General features: G+C 67.0%; 25 protein-coding genes and 2 pseudogenes. 11 read left to right on the forward strand and 16 right to left on the reverse strand.

The genetic code is table 11. The features are described from left to right. Positions 1 to 38 precede the first annotated feature (38 nt). The 4 genes from AC5LXX_RS35470 to AC5LXX_RS35485 are packed head-to-tail and all read right to left on the reverse strand — an operon-like array spanning position 39 to position 1897. On the reverse strand, positions 39 to 395 hold the full coding sequence (locus AC5LXX_RS35470; protein WP_493413821.1) for an acyl carrier protein: 357 nt from the start codon (positions 393 to 395) through the stop codon (positions 39 to 41). Positions 396 to 420: 25 nt separating this feature from the next. Further along, positions 421 to 1149 carry an SDR family NAD(P)-dependent oxidoreductase gene (locus tag AC5LXX_RS35475; protein ID WP_493413822.1) on the reverse strand — a complete coding sequence of 243 codons (729 nt, stop codon included), beginning with the start codon at positions 1147 to 1149 and terminating at the stop codon, positions 421 to 423. After that, a complete protein-coding gene (locus tag AC5LXX_RS35480; protein ID WP_493413823.1) occupies positions 1146 to 1517 on the reverse strand; it encodes a hotdog fold domain-containing protein in 372 nt (123 codons plus the stop codon). The genes AC5LXX_RS35475 and AC5LXX_RS35480 overlap by 4 nt, the downstream gene beginning before the upstream one ends. Beyond that, positions 1514 to 1897: a hypothetical protein gene (locus AC5LXX_RS35485; protein ID WP_493413824.1), complete on the reverse strand. Its 384-nt coding sequence runs from the start codon at positions 1895 to 1897 to the stop codon at positions 1514 to 1516. The genes AC5LXX_RS35480 and AC5LXX_RS35485 overlap by 4 nt, the downstream gene beginning before the upstream one ends. Positions 1898 to 2340: 443 nt before the next feature. On the opposite strand from AC5LXX_RS35485, the gene AC5LXX_RS35490 reads away from it, so the two are divergent. From AC5LXX_RS35490 to AC5LXX_RS35505, 4 genes are read left to right on the forward strand one after another with little or no spacing between them, the layout of a single operon-like run. After that, positions 2341 to 3048, forward strand: a complete 708-nt coding sequence (locus AC5LXX_RS35490; RefSeq protein ID WP_493413825.1) for an ABC transporter ATP-binding protein — start codon at positions 2341 to 2343, stop codon at positions 3046 to 3048. After that, positions 3045 to 4442, forward strand: coding sequence for an ABC transporter permease (locus AC5LXX_RS35495; RefSeq protein WP_493413826.1), 1398 nt, complete (start codon positions 3045 to 3047; stop codon positions 4440 to 4442). The genes AC5LXX_RS35490 and AC5LXX_RS35495 overlap by 4 nt, the downstream gene beginning before the upstream one ends. Before the next feature lie 15 nt (positions 4443 to 4457). Then, on the forward strand, positions 4458 to 5243 hold the full coding sequence (locus AC5LXX_RS35500) for an outer membrane lipoprotein-sorting protein (protein ID WP_493413827.1): 786 nt from the start codon (positions 4458 to 4460) through the stop codon (positions 5241 to 5243). A 3-nt stretch (positions 5244 to 5246) separates the two neighbouring features. Beyond that, the gene (locus tag AC5LXX_RS35505) at positions 5247 to 6509 is read left to right on the forward strand and encodes a hypothetical protein (protein ID WP_493413828.1); all 1263 of its coding nucleotides are present in this window, start codon (positions 5247 to 5249) and stop codon (positions 6507 to 6509) included. 212 nt (positions 6510 to 6721) lie between these two features. Here the strand turns inward: AC5LXX_RS35505 and AC5LXX_RS35510 are convergent, their stop codons facing one another. Continuing rightward, positions 6722 to 7255, reverse strand: coding sequence for a hypothetical protein (locus tag AC5LXX_RS35510; RefSeq protein WP_493413829.1), 534 nt, complete (start codon positions 7253 to 7255; stop codon positions 6722 to 6724). Positions 7256 to 7485: 230 nt separating this feature from the next. On the opposite strand from AC5LXX_RS35510, the gene AC5LXX_RS35515 reads away from it, so the two are divergent. Together AC5LXX_RS35515 and AC5LXX_RS35520 are read left to right on the forward strand one after the other, a co-directional pair. Further along, a complete protein-coding gene (locus tag AC5LXX_RS35515; protein ID WP_493414347.1) occupies positions 7486 to 8559 on the forward strand; it encodes a sensor histidine kinase in 1074 nt (357 codons plus the stop codon). A 1-nt stretch (position 8560) separates the two neighbouring features. Then, complete coding sequence (locus AC5LXX_RS35520; protein ID WP_493413830.1) at positions 8561 to 9292, forward strand: LytR/AlgR family response regulator transcription factor; 732 nt, start codon at positions 8561 to 8563, stop codon at positions 9290 to 9292. Positions 9293 to 9329: 37 nt separating this feature from the next. On the opposite strand, the pseudogene AC5LXX_RS35525 reads toward AC5LXX_RS35520, so the two are convergent. From AC5LXX_RS35525 to AC5LXX_RS35540, 4 genes and pseudogenes are all read right to left on the reverse strand, one after another. Continuing rightward, a pseudogene (locus AC5LXX_RS35525) lies at positions 9330 to 9523 on the reverse strand (tyrosine-type recombinase/integrase); the annotation flags it as partial. Between the two features lie 101 nt (positions 9524 to 9624). Beyond that, on the reverse strand, positions 9625 to 10596 hold the full coding sequence (locus AC5LXX_RS35530) for a PDR/VanB family oxidoreductase (protein WP_493413831.1): 972 nt from the start codon (positions 10594 to 10596) through the stop codon (positions 9625 to 9627). Between the two features lie 22 nt (positions 10597 to 10618). Next, positions 10619 to 12016, reverse strand: a complete 1398-nt coding sequence (locus AC5LXX_RS35535) for an SLC13 family permease (RefSeq protein WP_493413832.1) — start codon at positions 12014 to 12016, stop codon at positions 10619 to 10621. Beyond that, the gene (locus tag AC5LXX_RS35540) at positions 12013 to 13239 is read right to left on the reverse strand and encodes an aromatic ring-hydroxylating dioxygenase subunit alpha (protein WP_229083129.1); all 1227 of its coding nucleotides are present in this window, start codon (positions 13237 to 13239) and stop codon (positions 12013 to 12015) included. Before AC5LXX_RS35540 ends, AC5LXX_RS35535 begins: the two co-directional genes overlap by 4 nt. A gap of 273 nt (positions 13240 to 13512) precedes the next feature. Between AC5LXX_RS35540 and AC5LXX_RS35545 the strand changes: the two genes are divergently transcribed. Further along, the gene (locus AC5LXX_RS35545) at positions 13513 to 14040 is read left to right on the forward strand and encodes an SLOG cluster 4 domain-containing protein (protein ID WP_493413833.1); all 528 of its coding nucleotides are present in this window, start codon (positions 13513 to 13515) and stop codon (positions 14038 to 14040) included. A gap of 90 nt (positions 14041 to 14130) precedes the next feature. Here AC5LXX_RS35545 and AC5LXX_RS35550 read toward each other — a convergent pair whose 3' ends face one another. The 6 genes from AC5LXX_RS35550 to AC5LXX_RS35575 all read right to left on the reverse strand — a co-directional run bounded on the left by AC5LXX_RS35550 (position 14131) and on the right by AC5LXX_RS35575 (position 20223). Then, positions 14131 to 15447 (reverse strand): hydantoinase/carbamoylase family amidase, encoded by a 1317-nt coding sequence (locus tag AC5LXX_RS35550; RefSeq protein ID WP_493413834.1) that lies wholly within the window; start codon positions 15445 to 15447, stop codon positions 14131 to 14133. Further along, entirely contained in the window at positions 15447 to 16424 is a 978-nt protein-coding gene (locus tag AC5LXX_RS35555) for a dihydroorotate dehydrogenase (protein WP_493413835.1), read from the reverse strand. The genes AC5LXX_RS35550 and AC5LXX_RS35555 overlap by 1 nt, the downstream gene beginning before the upstream one ends. Further along, on the reverse strand, positions 16417 to 17283 hold the full coding sequence (locus AC5LXX_RS35560; protein WP_493413836.1) for a dihydroorotate dehydrogenase electron transfer subunit: 867 nt from the start codon (positions 17281 to 17283) through the stop codon (positions 16417 to 16419). The genes AC5LXX_RS35555 and AC5LXX_RS35560 overlap by 8 nt, the downstream gene beginning before the upstream one ends. A gap of 39 nt (positions 17284 to 17322) precedes the next feature. Then, on the reverse strand, positions 17323 to 18570 hold the full coding sequence (locus AC5LXX_RS35565; RefSeq protein WP_493413837.1) for an MFS transporter: 1248 nt from the start codon (positions 18568 to 18570) through the stop codon (positions 17323 to 17325). Between the two features lie 151 nt (positions 18571 to 18721). Next, positions 18722 to 19045, reverse strand: a complete 324-nt coding sequence (locus AC5LXX_RS35570; RefSeq protein ID WP_493413838.1) for a hypothetical protein — start codon at positions 19043 to 19045, stop codon at positions 18722 to 18724. A 104-nt stretch (positions 19046 to 19149) separates the two neighbouring features. After that, on the reverse strand, positions 19150 to 20223 hold the full coding sequence (locus tag AC5LXX_RS35575) for a porin (protein ID WP_493413839.1): 1074 nt from the start codon (positions 20221 to 20223) through the stop codon (positions 19150 to 19152). A gap of 327 nt (positions 20224 to 20550) precedes the next feature. Here AC5LXX_RS35575 and AC5LXX_RS35580 point away from each other — a divergent pair, with 327 nt between their 5' ends. After that, entirely contained in the window at positions 20551 to 21465 is a 915-nt protein-coding gene (locus tag AC5LXX_RS35580; RefSeq protein ID WP_493413840.1) for a helix-turn-helix domain-containing protein, read from the forward strand. Positions 21466 to 21796: 331 nt separating this feature from the next. Here the strand turns inward: AC5LXX_RS35580 and AC5LXX_RS35585 are convergent. Next, positions 21797 to 21961 (reverse strand): annotated as a pseudogene (locus AC5LXX_RS35585) (DDE-type integrase/transposase/recombinase); the annotation flags it as partial. Positions 21962 to 22168: 207 nt separating this feature from the next. Between AC5LXX_RS35585 and AC5LXX_RS35590 the strand changes: the two are divergent. The 3 genes from AC5LXX_RS35590 to msrB all read left to right on the forward strand — a co-directional run bounded on the left by AC5LXX_RS35590 (position 22169) and on the right by msrB (position 24500). Next, a complete protein-coding gene (locus AC5LXX_RS35590; RefSeq protein WP_493413841.1) occupies positions 22169 to 23398 on the forward strand; it encodes a WG repeat-containing protein in 1230 nt (409 codons plus the stop codon). 261 nt (positions 23399 to 23659) lie between these two features. Beyond that, on the forward strand, positions 23660 to 23902 hold the full coding sequence (locus AC5LXX_RS35595) for a hypothetical protein (RefSeq protein WP_493413842.1): 243 nt from the start codon (positions 23660 to 23662) through the stop codon (positions 23900 to 23902). A gap of 67 nt (positions 23903 to 23969) precedes the next feature. Then, positions 23970 to 24500, forward strand: coding sequence for a peptide-methionine (R)-S-oxide reductase MsrB (gene msrB, locus AC5LXX_RS35600; RefSeq protein ID WP_493413843.1), 531 nt, complete (start codon positions 23970 to 23972; stop codon positions 24498 to 24500). Positions 24501 to 24518: the final 18 nt, after the last annotated feature.

The following is a 24518-nucleotide window of genomic DNA, read 5'->3' on the forward strand; positions in this document are numbered from 1 at the left end:
CGGTGCGTCGTTCCTGCGACGCGGGCGGAACGCCCGGGTCAGCTGAACTGCGCGATGCGGCGCTCGATGTAGTTCACCGAGAAGTGCTCGTAGAGATCCTGCAGGCTGCATTTCTCGCGGCCATTCCAGCTCATCACGTCGCACACCTGCCGCCAGCCGGCGTCGGTCCACTCGGTGCCGGTGTGGCATTGCGGATCGAGCAGCATCCGGTTGAACGGCCACAGGTTTTCGAGGCTGACGCGGTTGTCCACCTTGTCCTTGAGCTCATAGCACAGGTCGACGTAGTCGATCGAGCTCATGTTCAGCTCGCGGAACAGCGACGCGGAATCGGCCACCTGTTCGGGACCGCTCAGATAGAGGATTTGCGCGACGATGTTCCTGATGTCTTCCTTCATGGTCCACTCTCCTTGAGTCACTGGGTCAGCCACTGATGTTTTCGCCATTACCGAGATCGACGACGCTGCCGGTCGTTTCGAGCGAGCCGTTCGCCAGCAGCAGGACCGTGCGCGCCACCTGCTCGGGCTCGAGGATCTTGCGCATCGGAATCTGGCGATAGAACGCCGCCGCGTCCTGCGACGCGAGAAAGCGCTCGAACAGGTCGGAGCGCACGAACCCCGGCGCGACCGCGTTGACGCGTACGCCGAAGCGCGCCATCTCGAGCGCGAGCGTCTTCGTGAAACGCTCGATCCCCGCTTTCGACGCGCCGTACGCGCCGTTGCCGGCCTTCGGCTTGCGCGCGGCGATCGACGAGACGTTGACGATCGCGCCGCGCCGGCGCGACTGCATCCCTTCGCCGAACGCATGGCAAAACGCCATCGTCGCGCCGAGGTTGATCCGCAACGTTTCCCAATAGCGGGAGAACGGGCTGCCGATCAGCAGCGCGTCGTCGTTGACGCCCGCGTTGTTCACGAGCACGTCGACGGCCGCTTCCGCATTTACGTAGTCGCCGAACGCCTGCACGGCGTTCCAGTCGCCGCCGTCGACCCGAAAGCCGCGCGCCGCGCCGTCGTACGTACGCTCCAGCGCCTCGGCCAGCTCGGGATTCGATCGGTAGGTGAAGTAGACGGTGTGGCCGTCGGCGATCAACGCGTCGACGATCGCGCGTCCGATTCCGCGGGTGCCGCCCGTGACGATGGCGAGCTTCGTCATGCGTCGTGCTCCCAGCTGAGGATGCCGTCCATCACGCACTCGCCGTTCGCGTTGTGCAGTTCGACGTGCGCGGTGGTGCGCGCCCCGTCCTGCTGCAGGCGCCGCAGGCGCGCGGTCAGGCGTTCGCCCGGCCGTACCGGGCAGATGAAACTGACCTTGCGGAGCGTGAGTGCCGGGGCCGGCCGGTTTGCCGCGATGCCGAGCGCGTCGAACAGCATCGCGATCGCCAGGCCAAGGCTGAACGAACCGGGCAGCACGGGAAATTGCTCGAAGTGCTCGTCGAAGAGCGGTGCGGTGTTCGCCACGTCGATCACGCCGAACTGTTCGCCGGTGATCGTGGCTGCCGCCTTTGCGGTGGCGGGCATCATGGCCGTTCTCCCGGCACGGCGAACGCGGGCACGCGGGCCGGCATCAGCGCGACGAATACGGTACCAGATGCGACGGCCGGATACATATTGGCATCTGCATTGCGTGCCGACACGTCGACCCGGTATCCGTCGCCGTGCTTTGCGACCGTGCCGGCCAGCGCCAGCCGCGGATAGCCGTCGACGCGGTGCAGCGTCAGTTCGCGCAACTGCGCCGGCACCATCAGCGCCGGCGCGCCGTGCATCGTGCGCGACGCCTTGACCGCGAACTGATGCAGCGCCTCGATGACGAGCAACGCCGGCTGTGCGCTCGACCAGTCGCCATATCGCCGCGGGTCGGCATCGCCCGCGAAACGCGCGGGATCGGACGGATCCCGAACCACTCGACAAAGGGCAAGAAGGCCAGGCCGCGCCGTCTCGCTCCCCCTCTCAAACCTGGTATCTCTCATTTTTATGCCTTGTTATGTCTATGTTTCGGCTACTCGCACCCCGGTGACCGCTCTCACGTCGGCCGATGTCGTGCGGATCAAATGCTGATCGGCTGCGAGTGTATCGATTCGTCGCCCGAAGAAACGATCATGCGACCAATTGCAGAAACGGGCGACGAACCGCGCATGGAGCCGATGGAATGCAACACAGGCGGACAGCCGCCGGCGGGCCGCGACCCGCTCGCCGCGCCGGTGCGCGACACCCTCCGCCGACGACCGCCGTTCGTCGGGAAGGAATGCCGTTCGTCCGCGCGTTCCGCCGTTCGTCGCAGTGGGCCATGCGGGCGCGCGGTTGCCGCTAAGGTGGCGACATCGATCGAATACCTTGGGAGGTGTCCGTGTTGGCGGCCAGCTTGAGTCATGTCACGAAAACCTATGGAACCGGACCGCTCGCGGTCGCGGCGGCCGACGACGCGTCGCTCGATATTCTCGCGAACCGCTTCACGGTACTGTCGGGACCGTCCGGCAGCGGCAAGACGACGTTGCTCAACCTGCTCGGCGGCATCGATCGCCCGACGCGCGGCGCCATCACGGTCGCGGGCCAGCGAGTCGACGCGATGCGCGAGAATGCGCTGGCCGATTTCCGCGCACGCCACGTCGGCTTCGTGTTCCAGTCGTTCAACCTGCTGCCCGTGTTCAGCGCGTTCGAGAACGTCGAGTATCCGCTGACCCTGCTGGGCGTCGCCCGTGCGCGGCGACGCGAACGGGTGCTCGCGCTGCTCGACGCCGTCGGCATGGGCGATAAGGCGAATCGCCGGCCCGGCCAGCTGTCGGGCGGCCAGCAGCAGCGCGTCGCGATCGCACGCGCGCTCGTCACCGAGCCGGCGCTCGTGCTGGCCGACGAGCCGACGGCCAACCTGGACAGTGCAACGGGCGCGGCCATCATCGCGCTGATGCGCTCGATGCAGCGCGAGCGCGCGACGTCGTTCGTGTTTTCGTCGCACGACCCGCAGGTGATCGCCGCCGCGGACGATGTCGCGATGATCTGCGACGGGCGCGTCGTCGACACCCGCTCGGCCACCCTGCATGAGGAGGCCTGCCAATGAGCCTCTGGGTTCTCGCCTTCCGCAACCTGTTGCGCAACCGCCGCCGCTCGTCGACCACGCTGCTCGCGATGGTCGCCGGCCTGACCGCGATCCTGCTGTTCGGCGGCTATGCGCGCGACATCAATTACGGACTCCAGACCAGCTACGTGCGCCAGGGTGGCCATCTGCAGATCCAGCACCGCGACTATTTCCTGTACGGCAGCGGCGACCCCGTCTCGTACGGGATCGCCGACTACCGGAAGATCATCGACATCGTGCTCGGCGACCCCGAGCTGGCACGCGAGGTGACGGTCGTGACGCCGGTACTGGCGATCAACGGCATCGCCGGCAACTTCGCGGCGGGCGTATCGCGCACCGTCTCGGGCAGCGGGATCGTCGTGGCCGACCAAAACCGGATGCGACAGTGGAACGACTACGGTTTCGCCGACCGGGCGACGTCCCTCGCGCTGACCCGCAGCGCCGCGAATGCCGCCGTGATCGGCACGGGCGTCGCGCGCGTGCTGCACCTGTGCGATGCGCTGCGGGTACCCGATTGCCGCGATCCGGTGACGGCCACCCCGGCCGGCGCGTCGGACCTGCCCGATGACATCGCGTCGCTCTCGCAGGCCGAGGCCGCCGCGAAGCCCGTGCACCGCCGCGGGCTCGCCCGTCTTGAGCTGCTGACGTCGAATGCATACGGCGCACCGAACGTCGCGGAACTGTCGGTGATCGCGGCGCAGAAGCAAGGCGTCAAGCAGGTCGACGACATGTTCGTGCAGGTGCATCTGCCGCAGGCGCAGCAGCTCGTCTACGGCAGCGGCCCGAGTGCGAAGGTGACTTCCATCGTCGTGCAGCTGAAGCACACGGTCGATCTGCCCGCCGCGCGCGCGCGCATCCAGACGCTGCTGCGCACCCGGCTCGCGGGCGAGCCGCTGGAGGTGCTCGGCTTCGCGACGCTGAATCCCCAGTACGGCCAGGTCACCGGCATGTTCGGCGCGATCTTCGGTTTCATCGCGGTCTTGATCGCCACGATCGTGCTGTTCACGGTCGGCAACACCATGAACATGGCCGTGATGGAGCGCACGCACGAGATCGGCACGCTGCGCGCACTCGGCCTGCGCGGCGCCGGCATTCGCCGCCTGTTCGTCTGCGAAGGGTGCCTGCTCGGCATCTGCGGCGCGGTTGCAGGCACCGTCCTCGCGCTTGCGGCGAGTGTCGCGATCAACCGCGCCGGCCTGCACTGGACGCCGCCCGGACAAACCGATCCGGTCGCGCTGTCGGTACGCGTGTGGGGCGAATTCGGGATGATCGCGCGCTACGCGCTCGGCGTTACCGTGGTCGCGACGCTCTCGGCCTGGCTGCCCGCGCACCGTGCCGCCCGCCTGCCGATCGTGGACGCGCTGCGTTTCGCCTGACCAGGAGCCGCCACCATGAGATGCCCCATCCTGATCCTGCGCACCGCTGCGATGCTGCTCGCGATCGCCGTCACCACGGCCGCGGCGGCAGACCCGTCGGCGCAACAGCTGCTCGCGCAAAGCGACGCGGTGCGCAATCCCGACAAGCCGTTCGGCCTGACGACGACCCTGCTCGAATTTCGCAACGGACAGCAGACGGACGCCGAGGTGCTGAGGATCTACTCGAAGGCGGACCCGGCAACCGGCCAGTTCCGCACGCTGGTGCAGTTCGTCGCCCCGGCCCGCGATGCGAACAAGCTGATGCTGAAGAACGGCAACGACCTGTGGTTCTACGATCCGTCGAGCCAAGCCAGCGTGCGGATCTCGCCGCAACAGCGCTTGCTCGGCCAGGCCGCGAACGGCGACGTCGTGACCGTCAACTGGGCCAACGACTACGACGCGTCGCTCGCGGGCGAGGAGAACGTGGCGGACGGCGAGCACCAGACCCGGCACTGCTACCGACTGCACCTGACCGCGCGCGCGCCGGACGTTACGTACCACGCGATCGACCTGTGGATCGCGAGCGACACGAAGCGGCCGGTCAAGGCGCGCTTCTTCGCGGCGAGCGGCAGCGTGCTGAAAATCGCGTACTACCGGCACTACCAGGATCAACTGGGCGCGGCGCGGCCGACCGAAACCGTCATCATCGACGGGCTCGATCCCGGCTGGGTCACAGTGATGCGCTACGCCGACTACGCGTGGCGCGACATTCCGGACGCGTGGCTGCAGCGTGCGTACCTGTCCCGCTTCAAGGCCGACTAGGCGATGGCGCGATCCCGGGTCGCGGTGCTGGTCTGCGCGGCGGGCCTCACGGCCGCGCAGGCCGCCCTCGCGACCGACGACGCGGACGGCGACGCGCTGCGGCTCGCCGATACGGCGACGGCGGCGCCCGTGACACCCGGCAACTGGCGCGGAACGTTCGAGGCGGCCGCCGCGAACTACACGGCGGCGAGCCAGACCGGGCCCGTGACGCTCAACGACAACGCGCGCGTGTCGAACACGCTGTCGTACGACGGCACGTCCGGCAACTGGCGGGCGATCGTGTCGAATCGCTTCGATGCGGGATGGCGCGCAGGCACGTCGCAGTACAACGCGGTCGACACGCTGAAGCAGGCTTACGTGAGCTGGCAGGCGAGCCCGAACGCGATCGTCGACGTCGGCCGCGTGAACCTGCGCGAAGGGGTCGCGTCGGGCTTCAATCCCACGGATTTCTTCAAGGCGGGCGCGCTGCGCTCGGTCGTGTCGATCGATCCCGAGAGCCTGCGCGAGAACCGGCTCGGCAGCGTGATGGCGCGCGGGCAACTGCTGTGGAGCGGCGGCTCGATGACCGTCCTGGCGTCGCCGCGGCTCAACACGCATCCGAACGATGCAACCTTCAATCCCGATCTCGGCGCGACGAACGCGCGCACCCGCTACATGCTGAGCGGGTCGCAGCGGCTGTTCGGCAACTTCTCGCCGCAGTGGCTGCTGTACGGCGGCGAAGGCATCGCCCCGCAACTGGGTGTGAACGCCACCACGCTGATCGACGATGCGACGGTCGGGTTCCTCGAATACGCGATCGGCCGCGGCAGCGCGGTCGCCGATTTCGCGCTGGCCGCATCGTCCTGGACATCGAAGCTCGCGACGGGCATCACCCACACCTTCGCGAACAAACTGTCGCTGACGCTCGAATACGACTACGACGGCGCCAGCGCGAGCGCCGCCGCGTGGCGGGCGCTGCAAGACGCCCCGTCGCGTTACTGGCGCTACCGGAACGCGGCGAGCATCGCGCAGGAACTGATGACGCGCCGCTCAATGTTCGTCTATGCATCGATGCCCGACGTCCTCGTCCAGCATCTGGGGCTCGCCGCGATGGCGCGCTACAACCTCGACGACCACAGCTACTTCACGTGGCTCGAAGCGCGCTATCACTGGCCACGCACCGACTTTGCCGTGCAATGGCAGAGCAACCACGGCTCGGCGCGCAGCGTCTACGGCGCGCAGGCGCAGAGCGAGATCGTGCAGGCGATCGCGACGTTCTTCTTTTGAACGGAAGCGGGGCCGCTGCCACGCATCATGCAAGGCGCGTCCGGCGCGATGCGCCGGACGCGAAGTTTCGGGCGAGGAAGATGGCGGTTCGGCAGTGTGTTGAGGCGCGCGGACCGCGCTCACGCGGGACCGGGCGGTATCGGCCGTGCGGGCCGCCGGCATCGGCACGGCACGTGAGACACCCGCCGTCGCCGGCAGTCCGGCCGGCGCGCTCAGCGCGACTCGAGCGCGGATCCGCCGCCTTCCTCCGACACGCCGTTCGCGTGACGGATGCAGCGCGTCACCACGTTGATCGCCCGTCCGAGCGGCATGCCGACGAGCCCGCCCCAGACCGCGAACGACAGCACCGCGAAGGCGTCGGTGGCCGCCCACGGCCGCGCGGTCGCGACCGCGTAGTGAATGAACGCCTCGGCGACGAAGGTCAGGAGCAGCGTGACTAGCAGGCTCGCGTCGCCCGGCAGGCGCACGAGCATGCCTTCCGGTCCGGTCCTGAACTGCAGGCGCCAGCGGCGCGCGTGGAACCAGCCGCCCGCCGTGCCGACCGCGAGCATCGCGAGGGCGGCCGCGTACGCATCGGCGCCCGCCCGGGGAAGCAGGTGGCCGAGGCTCGACAGGCCGAGACCGACAAACACGACAGGGAAGAGGAGCGGGCGCGCGGGCCGGACTTCTCGCACGAAGCAACGCTTCACGCCGAGATAGACGAGCACGCAAAACAAGACGTAAACGTAGGAAGGAAAATGCGGCATGGTGGATACCTGTTCGGGAGCGCCGCAACCGGCGGACATGTCAGTGACTATAGCTGCCGGCCGATCCACGCGGCGTGCGTTGCGATAAAGGGTGGAAATCGGCCGACGAACGGCCCTTACGCCCGGTGAACGCCCGTACGAACTGCTGCAAGCGCGGCGCGACCGATCGCAGATCGCAACGCCGTCGTGAAATGAGCTACCATCTCCGCAACCCGCTCCCGCTCGCTGCCATGCCAAGCAAGCCGCTCTCGATCCTATCTTCCGGGTCTCATGCCGTCTCCTTCCGTCGAGGCAGGTCGCTGCTGTCGCTGCTCTGCTTCAACTCCGCAGTTGGGTTCATTTTCTGGGCCACTCGGCGCAATGAGGCGCTGCTCCCGTATCTAGTCGTCGCGAATGGCATCGGTTTCAGTGCGTCACTGCTGAGCGTCGCAGCGGACAGACTCGTGCGCGGCAAGCTGGCGCTAGTGCCTAAGATCCTGATCGTCGCGCCCGCGAGCGTCTTCATCGGTTTCGAGGTCGCGGCATCCACGGTCGGGCACGTTCCGCACCTTATCGGACATGCGGGCCTTAAGGTCTGGCTGGCCTACGGCTCGTCGTTCATCGTCGCGGGGGCGGCATGTGCGTTCGTGTCGGTGTTCGTCCAGGCGGCGCGCATGCGCACTTCTCTCGAGACGCAACGACGCGAGGCCGCCGAGGCGCGGCAGGCGGAAACTGCTGCGCGACTCGCGCTGCTGCAAGCTCAGATCGAGCCGCATTTCCTGTTCAATACGCTCGCGAACGTGCAGAGTCTGATAGAGCGTGATCCGAGCCGCGCCACGACCATGCTCGACAGTCTGAACCGCTACCTGCGCGCCAGCCTCGGTCGCACACGCAAGGCGACAGCCACGCTAGACGAGGAACTCGAACTCGTTGAAGCTCTCCTCAAGGTCGCGACAATTCGGCTTGGCGAGGAACGTCTGCGCTATGCAGTCGACGTGCCAGAAGTGCTAAGGCCATTGCCTTTGGCGCCGCTCCTCCTGCAGCCCCTTGTCGAGAACGCGCTGCGTCACGGCATTGAGCCGTCGGTCGACGGTGGCGAAGTGTTCATTCGCGGCACACGTGACGGTGACCTGCTCGTTCTGAGCGTGATCGATACCGGTGTGGGGCTCTGTAATGGCGGCACCAAGCTGCACGGTGGCGTGGGGCTCGCGAATGTTCGGGCCAGAATGATAAGTCTCTATGGCGAGCGCGGCCGCGTGTCGGTCGGCGCAAATCCCGACGCCGTACGGGGCGTGACCGCAACATTGCAGATTCCAATCGCCTAATATGCCGACCGCCCTGATCGCCGACGACGAACCTAACCTGTCTGCGGAACTTGCCGCGCGCCTCAGCACGCTCTGGCCCGAGCTCGAGATCGTCGGAATGCCGCGCAACGGTATCGACGCGCTCGCCGAGCTCAACGCCAGGCGCCCCGATTTTGCGTTCCTGGACATCCGGATGCCCGGTATCGATGGTCTGAAAATCGCCGGCCTCGTACCACACGTGCACGTCGTGTTCGTGACGTCCTACGACGAGTACGCAGTTCAGGCGTTCGACCAGTCGGCGATCGACTATTTGTTGAAACCTGTAACCGACGACCGCCTGCTCCGCTGCATCGCTAAACTGCAGCGCGGCGGCAGCGCACCGGTCGACACGTCGCTGCTGGCAGGCCCGCAGGAGCAGCGAGATGCCGCACCCATACGGTGGCTGACCGTAGGGATCCGCGATACAACCCGACTCGTTTCAGTGGACGAGGTGCTGTATTTTCAAGCAGCGGACAAATACACGGAGGTCGTTACCGCGAGCGAGCGGCACGTAATCCGAACACCCCTCAAAGAGATGCTGCTGCGCCTCGATCCGGGGCGTTTTGCGCAGGTGCACCGCGGCGTAATCGTTGCCTACGCAGCGATTGATCACATCGAGCGAGACCTGCTTGGTCGCCTGCGCATCCATTTGCGCGGAAGCTGCGACGTTCTTCCCGTCAGCCGCGCAAGTGCCGGTCTCTTCAAGCAGATGTAACGCGTTTAGGGGAAAGACGTTTTCGGATACGTTCCGATCAGGAAGGCTCACGCCCAACGAACGCCTGATCGAACTGCCGCGCCTGCTTGACCTCGTCCCCATGCAGATAGTCGACGTCGTCGAGATCGACGCGTGTCGCAGGTTGTCGCGCACCATGATCAGCTCGGGCCCGCGCGCTAGCGCGTGCGAGGCGTGCGTGTGCCGCAGCCAGTGAGGGCTCGCTCGACGCAGCGCTCGCGGAATTCGATTCATCCATGCCTCCGTTTCTCGACTTTACGAAACGTTGGCTTCCATTTTTTCCGCCCGGCCTCACTCAGCCCCCCGTAACGGGCTCAGAGATCCAGCACCAGTCGTTCGCCGCGGCATCGCGACACGCACGGCATCATGCAATCGTTACGGGCCTTTTCCGCCGCACTCAGGAACGCGTCCCGATGATCGGGCGTGCCTTCGAGCACGGTCGTCCGGCATGCGCCGCACACGCCCGCCTCGCACGACGTGGCGACCGCGATGCCGTGCTCGTACAGCACATCGGTGATCGACTGCCCCGGCGGCACGAGCAGCGCGCGCTGCGAGCGCGCGAGCTCGATCCGGAACGCGTCGGCCTCGCCGTCGGCAGGCTCCGCGGCTGGCGCGGAAAAATACTCGTGATGAAGCCGCGCATCGCCGAGCGCCGGGCGCGCGATCGCGTCGACGGCCGCCATGAACGGCGCCGGTCCGCAGAAATACAGATGCGAGCGCGAATCCATCGCGCCGACGATCGTCGTGATCGCATCGCGGGTCGCGTCGGGCGTCAGCCCCGTGTGCACCGTCGCGACGTCCGCGAGCCGCGACGCGAGCGTCGCCCCGTACGCGGCCGCGTCGGCCGAACGCACGAAGTAGTGGAACGCGAGCGGCCGCCCCGCGCGCACCAGGCTATGCGCCATCGCGAGCAACGGCGTCACGCCGATCCCGGCGGCGAGCAGCACGGCCGGGCTGTCGTCGGGCGCGAGCGGGAAGTAATTCAGCGGCGCGCCGATCCTCAGTACATCGCCTACCCGGATCGCATCGTGCACGTGCGCGGAGCCGCCGCTCGACGCCGGCTCGCGCTTGATCGCGATCTCGTACACGCCGCGCTCGACCGGATCGTTGCACAGCGAATATTTGCGCGTGAGCCCGTCGCGCAGATGCAGGTCGATATGCGCGCCGGCTTCGAACGCCGGCAGGACGAAACCCGGCGCGTCGCTGACGAGCCGCAGCGAAATCACGTCGCACGCGACGCGCTCGCGCGCAATCACGCGCGCGGCAAGCAGATCGTTTTCGATCATTGGATTCACCGTTCAGGAAAACTCACAGCAGCCCGATCAGCCGCCACCACAACGCATTGACCGGGATCACGAACACCACGCCCAGCAGCGCCGTCGCGATGCAGTACCGGAGCACCGCACCCCGGTCCAGCTGCGCGAGCGCGTTGCCGAACACGATCGGCGGCGACTGGTACGGCAGGACCGTGGTCGCATAGCCCATCACCTGCGCGAGCAGGCCCGCCTTCAGGTGCAGCCCCTGCGCGAGCAGACGCGACACGATCGGCACGTATAACGCCGGTTCCGCATTCGACGTGACCGCGAAGCAGACGACGATCGACAGCGCGGTCAGCGCGAAGTACATGAGCATCGGGCTGTCGCGCAGCGCGTCGAGCGCGAGCGTGTCCGGCACGCGCATGTCGAGGTGGTTGACGAGCGCGGTCAGCCCGATGATCGCCGCGATGAACCACAGCAGGTCCATCTTCAGCGTCGCGGTGAAGCGCTCGAGCTGCGCGGGCGGCGACGTGCCGAAGTAGACGAGCGCGAAGCCGAGCCCGACCCAGCCGGGCGCGATGCGATGCACGGCGTCGGTGAACCAGAACGCGAGCGTGATCGCCAGCAGCACGATCGTGTGCCATTCGCGGCGGCCGAGCGCGACGCGCGCCGCCGGTATCTCGACGTCGCCGACCGTATCCGCGAACAGCCACCAGGACGCGAGCACCAGCACCGCGCCGCGCACGATCACGCCGGCCGGAAAGAACAGCAGCAGATACTCGGAGAAGCGCAGATGCATCCCGTGCGATTGCTCGAGAATCCCCGCCATGATCACGTTCGGCAGGTTCGCGGGCAGCACCGCGGCAGCCAGCTCGTACGAGCCGACGATCACGAGCAGCAGGATGCCGCGCCGCCCGTTCGCGTGCGCGCCGAGCTTCACGACGTCGCAGTAGCCGATCGCGATCGGAATCAGGATCGCGATCCGCCCGAACGTCGACGGCATCACGAGCGACAGCAGGAAGCTCAGGATCGCAAATGCGAGCAGCGCCTTCAGATACGAGCCGCCGATCCGGCGCGCGAGCGCGATGCCGATCCGTTCGCTCAGGCCGCTCTCCTTCAGCGCGAAGCCGATCGCCGCGCCGCTGAACACGAGCCAGAACGCGCTCGACCCGAAGCCGGAGAATATCTCGGCGGTGGGCACCGGCGTGCAGGTCGCCGCGAGGAAGAAAAACAGCAGCGACACCCACAGGCTCGCGACCACGCCCGTCGCCCACAGCACGATGCAGGTGAACACAATCGCGACGATCCGTGCGTCGCCGGCCGACAGCGTGCCGCGCGCGCCGAGCGCGGCGACGCTCGCGAGCCCCGCCACGAGCAGCGCGGCCGTGACGCGGCCGCCCGTCAGCATGCCGGCGCCGCGGCCCGGCCCGCCGAGCGCACCGCCGCTCAAGCGCGCATCACCGGCGAGTTCGCCGGGATCTCGTATTCGACGTGCGACTCGTCGAAGATGTCGCCGAATTCGCGCTGCTGGCGGAACGTCGGGTCCGGCGCGCAACTCATCGGCAGATAGCCGCCCATCCATGCGCGCAGGTCGGTCACGTCCGGCGCGCCGCCGTACACGTTCGCGACCGGCCGCTCGCCGCGCGCGACCGCGTCGATCTGCTCCTGCAGCATCTGGCGGAACATCACGATCCCGCGATCGGACGCACCGAGGTTCTCGCGCGAACGATCGAAGATCGGGCCCTGCGTCTCGACCGCCATCGCATCCTGGCTCATGAACGTGTCCATCAGGTAGCGGCCCGCCGCGTCGGTGCGCGCCGGCTGCCGGACGATCTTCGGCGCCTCATCCGCGGGCGGCCGCGCGCCGTCCGCATTCGGCGTGAACGACACCCAGACGATCCGCGTCGTCGTATCGTCGACCGGCACGCGCCAGTGCATCTCGGTCATGATCCGCAGCATGTTCGGGAACACCATCAGGTTGCCCCAGCCACGGCCCTCGCCTTCGTATTCCCAGCTCTTCACGATGCCCCAGTCGAAGCGCTGGAAGCCGAACCGCTTGAACGGCTTGCCGAACCCGGACGCGTCGCGCATGCCGAGGTGCTCGAAGTATTTCGAGTGCGTATAGAAGGTGTGCGTGACGTCGACAGCATTTTCCTGCACCTGGAACCAGTTGCACGCGAGATCGTCCTGCACCTCGAAATGGCGGACGCCGTCGTTGCGCACGAGGATGTCCCAGTTCGGAAACGCGGGCTTCTGCTCCGCCGGCCCCATGTATGCAAAGATCAGCCCGCCGCATTCGTGCGTCGCATAGCTGTCGATCAGTTTCTTGCAGACGCGGCTCGCCTTCGCCGATTCGAACGGCCGCTCCACGCATTCGCCGGCCGCGTTGTACTGCCAGCCGTGATACGCGCAGCGGATCGTGGCTTCCTCGACGAAGCCGTACAGCAGCGATGCACCGCGATGCGGGCAACGCTCCTGCACGAGCAGCACGCCGCCGTTGCCGGTGCGCGCGAGCACCAGATCCTCGCCGAGAATCCGCACGCGTTTCGTCTGGCCGGCTTCGGCCAGCTCCGACGAATAACCGACCGGATGCCAGTAGCGACGCAGCAACTCGCCGCACGGCGTGCCGGGCCCCACGCGGGTCAGCAATTCGTTGGTGGCGTGGTCAAGCATGAATACACCTCTCTCTCAGGTTGTAGCGGGCTGTATCGCCCCGGAGACGCTGCGTATCGTCGAACCCTCGAGTCGCGATACGTCCGTCGATAAATCTATTTTTTTAGACTAAATAAACTGAAGGAAAAATGCAAGGCGGTAAAAACCACAATTTTCAGCCCGCCATCGCCGCCGCATCACCATAAATCGGCCGATGTGTATAATTAAAAAGACGGACGGCACGCGCGATCGCCGAGATCGACGCGCCGCGCGTCGGCCAACCTGGAGGACAAGATGGCGATCATTGGCGTGATGGGCTCGGGCAAGAACGAATGGCCGGAGTTGGCGACGCCGCTCGGAACGTGGATCGCCGCGCAAGGATTCGACCTGCTGACCGGTGCGGGCCGCGGCGTGATGCTGTCGGTCGCGCGCGCCTACGCGACGACGCCGGGGCGCCGCGGCCGCTCGATCGGCATCGTGCCGAGCGAAGCGCACCCGCTGTTCGGCTTCGTGCCGATCGCCGGCTATCCGAATCCGTTCATCGACCTGCCTGTCGTCACGCCACTGCCGCGCAAGGACGCGGACGCGCCGGACGACGCATTGAGCCGCAACTACGTGAACGTGCTGACGAGCGACGTCGTCGTCGCGCTGCCTGGGAGCAAGGGCACGCTCGACGAGATCCGACTCGCGACGCGCTTCGCGAAGCCGCTGATCTGCACCGGGCCCGCGAGCGCGTTCGATGGCGTCGCGGCCGGCACGCGTATCGTGTCGGCGCTCGACGACGTCTATGCATTCGTGCTCGCTCAGGTCAACCGCGCGTAAGGCGGCGCGGGCGCACACGTTCCGTCGGCGTGAACCGCACGCCTTCCGGATCCAAAGCGCGGCGGCCGCCATCGCTTCCCGTGTCGCCGGTCACAGCCGCGCAATCGTGTCGGCGAGCACGCGCACGCCCAGCATGAAATCATCGATCGACATCGCCTCGTGCGGGTTGTGCGACCCGTGATCGTTGCGCACGAACAGCATCCCGCTTGGCACGCCCGCGTTCGCGAACTGCGCCGCGTCGTGGCCCGCGCCGCTCGGCAGCGTCGCATACGGCACGTCGAGCCGCGTGCACGCGTCGGCAAGCGCGGCGCGCAGGGTGGCATCCATCCGCGCCGGCGCGCTCGCCAGCCGCCGGTCGAAATCGAATCGCACGCCACGCTCGCGCGCGATCGAATTGCATTCGGCGATCAGCAGCTCATGGAAGACGTCCAGCGTCTCCGTGCTCTCGCTGCGCGCCTCGAAGCTGAAATGCACTTGGCCGGGAATCCGCGAAATCGAATGCTCGTCCTGGTCGGTCGACACGATGCCGGTCGTCACGACGAGATCGATGTTGCGTTCGAGCAGCCGGCGCCAGTGCTCGTCGAGCCGCGTGATCAGCTCGGCGACCGCGAAGATCGCGTCGTGCCGCAGGTCGCGCGGCACCGCGCCGGAGTGGCCGGCCTCGCCGATGCAGCTGATGGAGTTATGCCGCACGTTGCCGCGAATACCGGACACGACCGCGACCGGCAGCCCGCGCGCGACCATCACGGGCCCCTGCTCGATGTGGAGCTCCAGATACGCATGCGCGCGCCGTACGTCGAACAGCGGCTTGCGCGCCCGCACCGCGTCGATGTCGACGCCCGCCGCCGCCATGCAGTCGGCCAGCGGGCGGCCGGTGCTGCGATGCTTCATCGCGAGATCGTCCGGCGTCAGCCGGCCGAACAGCGCGCTCGATCCCATGTAGGCCTTGCCGAACCAGGCGCTCTCTTCGCCGCGCAGCGCGATCACGTTCAACGGGCGCGGCGACGCGAGGCCGCTGCGCCGTTGCGCGACGAGGCACAGCAGCCCCGCGACGATGCCCGCGAGCCCGTCGTAGTTGCCGCCATGCGGCACCGAGTCGAGATGCGAGCCGACCCAGATCGCACGCGCATGCGGGTCCGCGTCGGGCAGGCTGAAGACCAGGTTGGCCGCGCGGTCGACGCGCACCGCGATGCCCTCGCGTTCGGCGTACGCCGCCAGCCGCTGCGCGGCCGCCGTTTCGCTGTCGCCGTAGCTCTCGCGCGTGACGCCCACGCCGTCGGCAGACAGCACGCGAATCTCGTCGAACCACTGCTCGGCGAGCGCCGTCAGTTCGGCAAGCAGCAGCACCGCTGCGTCGTGCACTTCGATGTCCGCCGGCGCGTCCGGCCTGTCGGTATGCGCGTTCATCACGCCCCCGCCGTCGTGCCGCCCGCGCGCGCCGGCGCCGCGCAAAAGCGCCGCCAGCGCTCGCTCAGCTCCGCGTCGAGCCTGACCTGTCCGGTCAGCGACGCGATCGCGCCGATGCCCTCGTCCGCGCAAAACTGCTCGAGCCCGTCGATGATCGTGCGCATCACGCCCGGATCGCGGAACGACGCAGTGCCCACCTGCACCGCGCTGGCGCCGGCGAGCAGGAACTCGATGGCGTCGGCGGCGCTCCGGATGCCGCCGCAGCCGATCACCGGAATCGACACAGCGCGGTAGCACTGGTGGACGAGCCGCAGCGCGATCGGCTTGATCGACGGCCCGGACAGGCCGCCCATCACGTTGCCGAGCGACGGCCGGCGCGTGCGCACGTCGATCGACATGCCGAGCACCGTGTTGCCCATCACGATCGCATCGGCGCCCGCGTCCTGCGCCGCTTGCGCGATCCTCGCGATGTTGCCCGCGTTCGGCGTCAGCTTCACCCACAGCGGGTGCCCGGTGCGCGTGCGGATCGCGTCGACGACCTGCCGGGTCATGCCCGCGTCCATCCCGAACGCCATGCCGTCCGCCTCGAGATTCGGGCACGAAATGTTCGCCTCGATCGCCGCGACGTCCGGCCGCGACAGCGCCTCGCACGCGCGCGCGAACGCGTCCGCCGTATCGGCGGACACCGACGCGACGACCGGCGTGCCGTGGCCCGTGTACGCGGGCAGCACGTGTTCGAGATAGTCGTCGATGCCGCGGCTCGGAATGCCGATCGAATTCAGCATGCCGTCACCCGCGTCGGCGACACGCGGCGTCGGGTTGCCCGGGCGGCTGACGGGCGACACGCTCTTGATCACGAGCGCGCCGAGCCCGGTCAGGTCGAGCGCATCGCGATACTCGATCGCGAAACAGCCGGATGCCGGCATCACGGGATTGCGCAGGTGCAGTTCGCCCACGCGTACGCTCAGGTCAGCCAACTTCCACCTCCCCCTCCGTCACCACGTCGCGAATCGCGAACACCGGGCCCTCGCGGCACACGCGCCGGAATGCGCGGGTCGCGCCGTCGTCGAACATCCGCACGCACGACAGGCAGACGCCCATCCCGCATGCCATCCGCTGCTCGAGCGCGACCTCGCCGCGCATCGACGGATGGCCGGCGAGCACGCGCTGCAGCAGCGCGAGCAACCGTTGCGAGCCGCACGTGTAGACCGCGTCCGGCCGATCGCGCGCGATTCTCGCGCGCAGCAGCGCGTCCACGTTCGCGACCGCCGACGAGCCGTCGCTGTCGAACACCGCATGCACGTCGGCCGGCGCGCCGCGCAGGAATTCCGCGGTCATCAGGTCGTCCGGCGTGCGCGCCGACATCACGACCGTCAGCGCGATGCCCGCCCGCGCCGCGCGCTGCACGAGCGGCGCCATCGTCGCGAGACCGACGCCGCGCGCGACAAGCAGCAGCCGTCGCGCACCGGCGTCGAGCGTGAACGGGCGGCCGAGCGGCCCGACGATCGACAGCCGCGCGCCCACGCCGAGCTGCGCGAGCGCACGCGTGCCTTCGCCGGTCACGTTGTATAGGAACTCGATTTCGCCGGCGCCGGGGCCGACGCCGTACACGCTCATCGGGCGCGGCAGGAATGGCCGATGCAGATCGCTGACGGGGCAGACGAGCTGATAGAACTGGCCTGCCTGCGTGACGCTCGCGAGCGGTGCGTCGGCGCGCACGCGCAGATAGCGATAGCGCCGGTTCACCGCGCGATGCGCGACCACGTCGCACGCGTGCGTGGCCACCGTGGCCGCCCACGGCTGCGCGCAGGCGCGCGCCCCGTCGATCACGTCCATCGTTCTCTCCTCGTTACGGTTGGGCGGGAGGCACGCGCGTCAGTCGAGCGCGCGGTCCTTCAGTTCCGGAATCAGCGTGACCGTGACGATCATGTCGAGCACGTACAGCGCGGCCAGCATCGCGATCGCGATCTGAAACGAATAGCGCGCGGCGAGCGCGCCGACGACGAGCGGCCCGAGGCCGCCGATCGCACGGCCGACGTTCCACAGCACGTTCTGCGCGGTCGCCCGCACCGCGGTCGGGTACGCTTCGGACATCAGCGTGCCGTAGCCGCCGACCATGCCGTTCACGAACATGCCCATCAGCGCGCCGGCCCACAGCATCGTGGCCGGGTCCGTCAGCCGCGAATACGCGAACACCATCGCCACCGCGCCGAGCTGATACAGCAGGAACGTCGGCTTGCGGCCGATCCGGTCGGCAAGGTGTCCGAACAGCCAGACGCCGGCCATCATCCCGAGCACGGTCACGGCGGTCCACAATCCGGATTTCGTCAGCGAGAAGCCGAGCTGCTTCGACAGGAACGTCGGCATCCAGATCATGATCCCGTAGTAGCCGAAGTTCTGCACCGCGCACAGCACGACGATGCCGATGCTCGTGCGGGTCGTGCGCGCATCAGCGAACAGCAGCCGGAAACGCGCGCCCGTGCGCGCCGACTGCCGGCTCCGGACGAACACTTCCGGCTCGTGCAGCTTGTTGCGCAGCAACCAGGCGACGATCGCGGGCAGCACGCCGATCGCGAACATGCCGCGCCAGCCGACGCTCTGCAGCAGCAGCGGCGTCAGCAGCGACGCCGCGAGCACGCCGCTCTGCCAGCCGAGCGCCACGTACGACGACACGCGGGCGCGCTTGGCTGCAGGCCACGCTTCGGCCGCGAGCGCCATGCCGATGCCGAATTCACCGCCGAGGCCGATGCCGGCGATGGTCCGGTACGCGAGCAGATCCCAGAAGCCCTGTGCAAACGCGCACATCCCGGTGAACACCGCGAAAAGCAGGATCGTCCAGGTCAGCACGCGCACGCGGCCGTAGCGATCGCTGAGCGCGCCGAAAATCACGCCGCCCGCGACCGCGCCGACCAGCGTCCACGTGACGAGCGCCCCCGCCTGCTGCGCGCCGAGCTGCAGCGACGCCGAAATTGCCGGTAGCATGAAGCCGAGGATCAGCAGGTCGAAGCCGTCCATCGCATAGCCGATGGCCGAGCCGGCCAGCACTTTCCACGCGTAGCGCGACACCCGTTCGGGCGGTGCGCCGGCGGGCGCGGCCGCGGAGGATCGAAGGTTCGCTTCCATGATTGTCCGTATCGTGAGGAGGGAATATCGATGCCGGCGGTCCGCCTCGCGGTCGGTTGTCGTTTTTTTTAGACAAACTGACCGCAACCCGATCGTCGGCATCGCACAGCTTAAGGGCGTGGCCCGGGCAGATTCGTGCCGGCGTCGCGCATCAGACGACCAGTTCCTTCGACACCTGCGCGGCGAAGCCGTTGAGCGCCGCGAGCAGCGCGTCGTTCGAGCCCCCGCTCGCATCGCTCAGCCGCCGCGCGTGCTCGCGCAGTTCGGCGAGAAACGCCTGCACCGTCTCCGTGCAGACCGCCACGCCCTCCTGCCGTTCGGCGAACGTCGCGGCCGCCTGTGCGAGCAGCACCAGCGCCGCCGATTCCCGCCCGTGCGGCGCCGCCGCGTCCCGGCAGCGCGTCGCGAACCGGTGAATGTCGGAAAAGCCGACGACGTCTTGTGCCAGCCACTGCGTGGCGTCCATAAGGTTCATGCTTTCCTCCTCGTCTAAATATTTAGACTACTCGCATCAAAAACGGAATGCAAGCGTCCCATGTATCGGGGTAAACCGGGAAGCCTCGCATCGCGATGCCCGCGTCAGAAACGCGTGCGCAGGCCCGCGCCGTACGTGATGCCGGTCGACAGCCCGCCGACGTGATCGACCTTGATCGCCGAATAGAGGTCGGTGCGCTTCGACAGCAGATAGTCGTAGCCGAGCGCGCCGGTGCTGCGATGCGCGCCGTCGGCGAGCGCCCCGCTCGAATGCGTATACGCGTAGCTCGCCAGCAGCGAACCCACGCCGATCGGCACGCTGACGCCGGCCTGCAGCGTATCGCCGTGGAAGTTGCCGCGCTGCGCGCGGTTCGCGACGTTCATGTACTGCGCGAACAGCTTCACGACACGCCAGTCGTACGACGCGCCGACCTGCACCGTGCGCTGGCTCGACAGGCCCGGCGCCGCGGCGAGCGCGCCGTCGAGATCGCCAGGCGTCGCGCTGAAATTCACGTACTGGAAAACCGCGGCGGCCGCGAACGCGCCGCGCGCGTAGTTCGCGTTGACGCTCCATTTCTTCGCACCGTTCCGGCCGGCCGTATTGCCGAGTGCATACAGCAGCCCCGCATTGAATCCGCCGAACGTCGGGCTCGTATAGGCGAGTGCGTTGTTCCACGCCGAATCGCCGACCACGCCCTCGGCGCCCACGCCCTTGAACGTATGGAAGATCATCGGCGAGAACGTGTACGAATTGAACAGCGGGTTGAACTGGATCGTCGCGAGATACAGCGGCGTCGTGATCCGGCCAAGACGAAGCTGGCCGAACCGCGTCTGCAATCCCGCGTACGCATTGCGCGAAAACAGGCTGTCCCCGGCGTAGCGGCCGTACGCGCCGCTTTGCGGTTGAAAGTAGCTTTCGAGCACGAAGAACGCCTTGTTGCCGTTGCCGAGATCCTCGCTGCCGCCGAGCCCCCAGAACGACGTCGTCATCCCGCCGCCCGACTGCACGAGCGCCGTGCGCCCGCCGGGTTGCTTCACCGAACCGACGAAAGCGTCGGCGACGCCGTACAGCGTCACGCTCGACTGTGCGTGCGCGAGCGGCGCGATGCCAATGGCGCTTGCCGCGCCGGCCATCAGGAATCCTGCCCGAAATCGGGCGCGCGGGGTGTGCAATGTCATGCTTTTCTCCTCCCGGCGCAGTGGGCCGGCACGTGGGAATGTCTGGAAGGTGCGATGCCTCTATCGCCGACAGCGTCTGCGTGCTCGCCGTTCGTCCAAATATTTAGACGACGTGCGCGCGCACGGACACGGCCCGGTCGCAGGCCGTTACCGCGCACAAGACGAACGCAAGCCGCGGGTGTGCGAGCATCCGCTGTCGACTACGTTAAAATACCCGATACAAAAAAATAGACAAATATCGATCTTCGCGATGCCCCCGGCAGGATGGCGGCGCGGTCGCGCAACCCGGTGTCTGTCGATTTTTCATCCGTCACCTAGAGGTACTTCATGTCCACCGCCGGTTCCCGAAAAACGCGTCTGCGCGGCGCGCGCTTCGACTTCGACAGCATTGGCGAGCGCCTGCGCGCGTACCGGATGGCTGCCGAGTTGCGCAGCGAGGATGTCGCCGAGCGCCTGAACATCTCGCGCGCGGCGGTCTACAAGCTCGAACGTGGCGAGATTGTAAAGATCGATACGCTCGAGCGGCTCGCCGCGCTGTTCGGCGTGTCGCTCGCGAACCTGATGGGCGTCGAGGTCGAGTATCACGATTCGGCGATCAGCTATTTCGAGCGCATGCGGCAGATCGAGAGCCGCTCGCAGCGGATCTTCGCGCATTTCGATCCGTTCTCGTTCCTGCTGACCTCCGACGATTACGACGGCTGGCTGCGCCAGATGCTCGAGGAAAGCATCCCGCCGTCGCTGACCGATGCCGCGTGGCGGCAGACGCTGTCGAAAGTGATGGCGATCCTCGCGGACCGGAAAGCCGCGTTCCGGCGCGCACCGCTGAACGTGACGAGCCTGATCGGGCTGCGCCAGATCGAGCAATTCCTGCACCACGGCCTGGTCGGCCGCCTCGGGCTGCCACCGGGCGTGCAGCTCGAGCGCAAACTCGCCGCGCGCCGGGAAGTGATGCGGATCGTCGGGATGCTCGAGGACGATGTGAAAGGCGTGCGTATCGGCATCGTCAGCGACAACCTGCCGAACGAAACCTTCCAGATCTTCGAGGACGACGACAGCGCGCATATCGCGGTATCGCCGTTCCGGCTCGGCGAGCTGCCGAACATTCGTACCGGCATCGCGACGATCACCACGTCGGCCGATGCCGTCGCGATGTACCGGAAGATGATCGACCGGCTGTGGACCGATTCCACGAAGGGGGCCGACGGGGCCAGGCTGCTCGTCGACCTGCTCGACCGGGTGTAGTGCGGCGTCGCATCGACCACGCGCGATCGCGGTTGGCCCGCATCGCGCGCGGTCCTGCACTGCTCTTCCTTTTGCGCCGAAGCAGCCCGGAGGAACGCCCATGATCGACTTCTCGACGCTCGCGCTGTTTTCGGGGTTCTGTCGCGATAAGGACGAAGATCGACAGACGTCCCTGTGATCCCCAGGATTCCTCAGAAAGCCAGCAAATGGAATTGCTCTGCAGCGTCCTTCTCGCGCGCGTTCCGACGGTGGTGCGGTACGACGCCAAGCGCGGCAAAGAGGCGCGGACTGTAGACGAAGCGTACCGCGACCAGGTCATTCGGCGGGCCACGACATTCGCGAGGTTGAACCGGCCTTTTCGAATGCGATGCATCGACTCGATGCCTGCGAGAGTGACGGCGGCATTCGTGAAACTTTTAAAGCCGGGCATGAAGTTGGTTCGTGACTCAATGTGGCGATGGTCCTGCTCGATCAGGTTGTCGAGGTGACGGGTCGATAAGTGTCCGTCCGAATCGGGGCGCTCCAGCACCCATCGCCGGTGCAGTCAATTGTGCAACGATCAACAGGCATACTGTCGACATGGCTTCATGAAGCCGTGGAATGGACGCAGCGTAAGGACGCCGGTCTGAAGCGCCTGGCGATACCGGCTCGGAAAACGTCACACCGGCAGACACGACATGAGCATCCGGACGCGGATTGACCGATGCTCGACTCACGACAGGGAACCTCGATGGCGCATCGCATGTACATGTTCAATCTGCAAGACGTCGGCCCGGCCGACACGTGTTGCCTGAACATGATGGAGTGGAATTACGACTTCCCGACGATACTGAGCCCACTGCTGGCGGTGGCGCCATTCCTCGCGCGCAATCGTTGCAACGATACCGGCAACGACGACGGAATTTACGCGGAGGCGGAGGGCGGCAAGGCGCGCCTGATGAAGTTGTATGCGTTTCTGGAGCATCATGCCGACCGGTTGATCGACGATCTCGCCGCATTCCGGGAAGCCAGGCGCAAGATATTCGCGTTCCTCGAGAATCGCGCGACCCATCGATACTTTCATCTGAACGGATGGGACGTATTCAACCTGTCGGTGGAGCCGCACGTTGAGCTGGCCCAGGCGCTACTGGCACGCATCGAGCGCGACAACGCCAGAATCGAGCGCGCGATCGCTGCGGACGATCCCGCCATACTCGACCAGTGCGAGGGATTGGCGCAAGAAGATGTCAGCAGCTTTCGCGAACTGCTCAACCAGGACCACTACGACTATGGTTGGGAACCGCTGACGTCGATTTACTACGAGCAGGTCGAAGTATTCGAGCAAGACGGAAAGATGGGCGTGATGGCCATTACGGGTGAGACGCTGGCGCCGCCGTGCTACGACGAAATCGACTTCGACGCCTGGACGGAAGTCGCCATCGTGCGGCAAGGCGACAGATATGGACATATCGATAGCCTCGGCGAGCAGATTACGCCGGTACGGTACGAGCGCGTATGGGCGTTCTGGCGCGGGGAATATGCGCGCGTGCTGCACGACGGCAAATTCGGGGTAGTCGATCGCCGCGGGGTACAGGTCATCCCGTGCCGCTATACGGGCTTGACCGTGCTGCTGCACTCCGGCAGCGAGTGCTGGGCCGCTTGCGAACACGAACTATGGGGCGTGCTCGATGCTTCCGGGCGCTGGCGTCTGCCGGCCGAGTACGAATCGGTCGACGACTCGATCGGCCGGATCGTTGCAATCCGTCCAGGCAACGATGTGCCGGACATCTTCACCCGCCGCTTCGTACGGTTAGGGGCACTGCGTGACGATGATATCGTCGCGTTCGAAGTCGAACACGCCGAAGACGGCAAGGTGTTTCACTACGAAGTCAGGCAGGCCGGCGCCGACACGGTCACCGTGATGGATGAAGACGGCCGGCCGGTCGGCGCCTGACACGACGACTGATGTTGAAGTTCGTAGATTCTGCTAATGGTGTCCGCCCATGTGCTAATCGTGTCCGGCTATTCCGCCAATGCGGGGCGTCATGGTGCGCGTGAAGGTCTACCCGTCGGCGCACTATGTTCCAGGTCGCCCCTTGTCCGAGGCAGTCAATGCGGGCTCGAGTGTGCCGCCAGCTTAACTTGTCCGGTAAGGCGGGGCGGACCATGTCATTAGTAGTCACCGCGTCCACGCGCGCATCACACGCTCGATGTGATGCACGACCGCAGTCAAACAGCGCTCGTGCCGCTGTCCGATTCGACCGGCAAGCCAAAGTCCGGATTCACCGCGCCTCTCGACGAACACCAAAAAGACAAAAAATCGCAACGCGAACAAGTGCCCGATCAACATCGGCGGCTCACTCGCTCGGAAGCCCTTGCCAGCTGGCGCTTCGACGGATTCCAGCGCCCCTCGCCGCACCCCTCCGGCAAACATCACGATTCATTTAACTTTCCGTGAGGACTTCGACACCGGCCGTTGCCTACGATGGGCGCATGTTTTCAGCACCTGCTTCCAGGAGCCCGTCATGCCCACCCGCAGACATCTGCTGTTCGCCGGCGCCACCGGCCTTGCCGCGCTCGCCGCGCTGTCGTCCGCCGGCCGGCGCGCATTGGTCGGCCGCGCATTTGCCGCGCCGCCGGCCGGCGCACCCACGGCGGCCCCTTTCGAGGTCACGCTCAGCGATGCCGAATGGCATCGCCGGCTCACGCCCGCCCAATACACGATCCTGCGCGAAGCCGGCACCGAGCGGCCGTACAGCAGCCCGCTGAACGACGAGCACCGATCCGGCACGTTCGCCTGTGCCGGCTGCAGCCTCGCGCTGTTCTCGTCCGCCGCCAAGTTCGACAGCCATACGGGCTGGCCGAGCTTCTGGAAGCCGCTCGACCACGCAGTCGACACCCACACCGACACCACGTTCGGCATGGTCCGCACCGAAGTGCACTGCCGGCGCTGCGGCGGCCATCTCGGCCACGTGTTCGACGACGGCCCGCCGCCGACCGGCCTGCGCTACTGCATGAACGGCCTCGCGCTCACCTTCCACCCGGCTGCCGCCTGATCCGGCCCCACTCCCAAC

This window comes from Burkholderia torrens (assembly GCF_984668525.1).

Bases quoted from the DNA above. Each gene is read 5' to 3' on its own strand.
- AC5LXX_RS35540 (WP_229083129.1), bottom strand. From the start codon at position 13,239: ATGCTTGACCACGCCACCAACGAATTGCTGACCCGCGTGGGGCCCGGC.
- AC5LXX_RS35545 (WP_493413833.1), top strand. From the start codon at position 13,513: ATGGCGATCATTGGCGTGATGGGCTCGGGCAAGAACGAATGGCCGGAG.
- AC5LXX_RS35515 (WP_493414347.1), top strand. From the start codon at position 7,486: ATGCCAAGCAAGCCGCTCTCGATCCTATCTTCCGGGTCTCATGCCGTC.
- AC5LXX_RS35575 (WP_493413839.1), bottom strand. From the start codon at position 20,223: ATGACATTGCACACCCCGCGCGCCCGATTTCGGGCAGGATTCCTGATG.
- AC5LXX_RS35470 (WP_493413821.1), bottom strand. From the start codon at position 395: ATGAAGGAAGACATCAGGAACATCGTCGCGCAAATCCTCTATCTGAGC.
- AC5LXX_RS35530 (WP_493413831.1), bottom strand. From the start codon at position 10,596: ATGATCGAAAACGATCTGCTTGCCGCGCGCGTGATTGCGCGCGAGCGC.
- AC5LXX_RS35595 (WP_493413842.1), top strand. From the start codon at position 23,660: ATGCACGACCGCAGTCAAACAGCGCTCGTGCCGCTGTCCGATTCGACC.
- AC5LXX_RS35510 (WP_493413829.1), bottom strand. From the start codon at position 7,255: ATGCCGCATTTTCCTTCCTACGTTTACGTCTTGTTTTGCGTGCTCGTC.
- AC5LXX_RS35580 (WP_493413840.1), top strand. From the start codon at position 20,551: ATGTCCACCGCCGGTTCCCGAAAAACGCGTCTGCGCGGCGCGCGCTTC.
- AC5LXX_RS35520 (WP_493413830.1), top strand. From the start codon at position 8,561: ATGCCGACCGCCCTGATCGCCGACGACGAACCTAACCTGTCTGCGGAA.
- AC5LXX_RS35495 (WP_493413826.1), top strand. From the start codon at position 3,045: ATGAGCCTCTGGGTTCTCGCCTTCCGCAACCTGTTGCGCAACCGCCGC.
- AC5LXX_RS35550 (WP_493413834.1), bottom strand. From the start codon at position 15,447: ATGAACGCGCATACCGACAGGCCGGACGCGCCGGCGGACATCGAAGTG.
- AC5LXX_RS35560 (WP_493413836.1), bottom strand. From the start codon at position 17,283: ATGGACGTGATCGACGGGGCGCGCGCCTGCGCGCAGCCGTGGGCGGCC.
- msrB (WP_493413843.1), top strand. From the start codon at position 23,970: ATGCCCACCCGCAGACATCTGCTGTTCGCCGGCGCCACCGGCCTTGCC.
- AC5LXX_RS35475 (WP_493413822.1), bottom strand. From the start codon at position 1,149: ATGACGAAGCTCGCCATCGTCACGGGCGGCACCCGCGGAATCGGACGC.
- AC5LXX_RS35570 (WP_493413838.1), bottom strand. From the start codon at position 19,045: ATGAACCTTATGGACGCCACGCAGTGGCTGGCACAAGACGTCGTCGGC.
- AC5LXX_RS35590 (WP_493413841.1), top strand. From the start codon at position 22,169: ATGCTCGACTCACGACAGGGAACCTCGATGGCGCATCGCATGTACATG.
- AC5LXX_RS35565 (WP_493413837.1), bottom strand. From the start codon at position 18,570: ATGGAAGCGAACCTTCGATCCTCCGCGGCCGCGCCCGCCGGCGCACCG.
- AC5LXX_RS35500 (WP_493413827.1), top strand. From the start codon at position 4,458: ATGAGATGCCCCATCCTGATCCTGCGCACCGCTGCGATGCTGCTCGCG.
- AC5LXX_RS35505 (WP_493413828.1), top strand. From the start codon at position 5,247: ATGGCGCGATCCCGGGTCGCGGTGCTGGTCTGCGCGGCGGGCCTCACG.
- AC5LXX_RS35480 (WP_493413823.1), bottom strand. From the start codon at position 1,517: ATGATGCCCGCCACCGCAAAGGCGGCAGCCACGATCACCGGCGAACAG.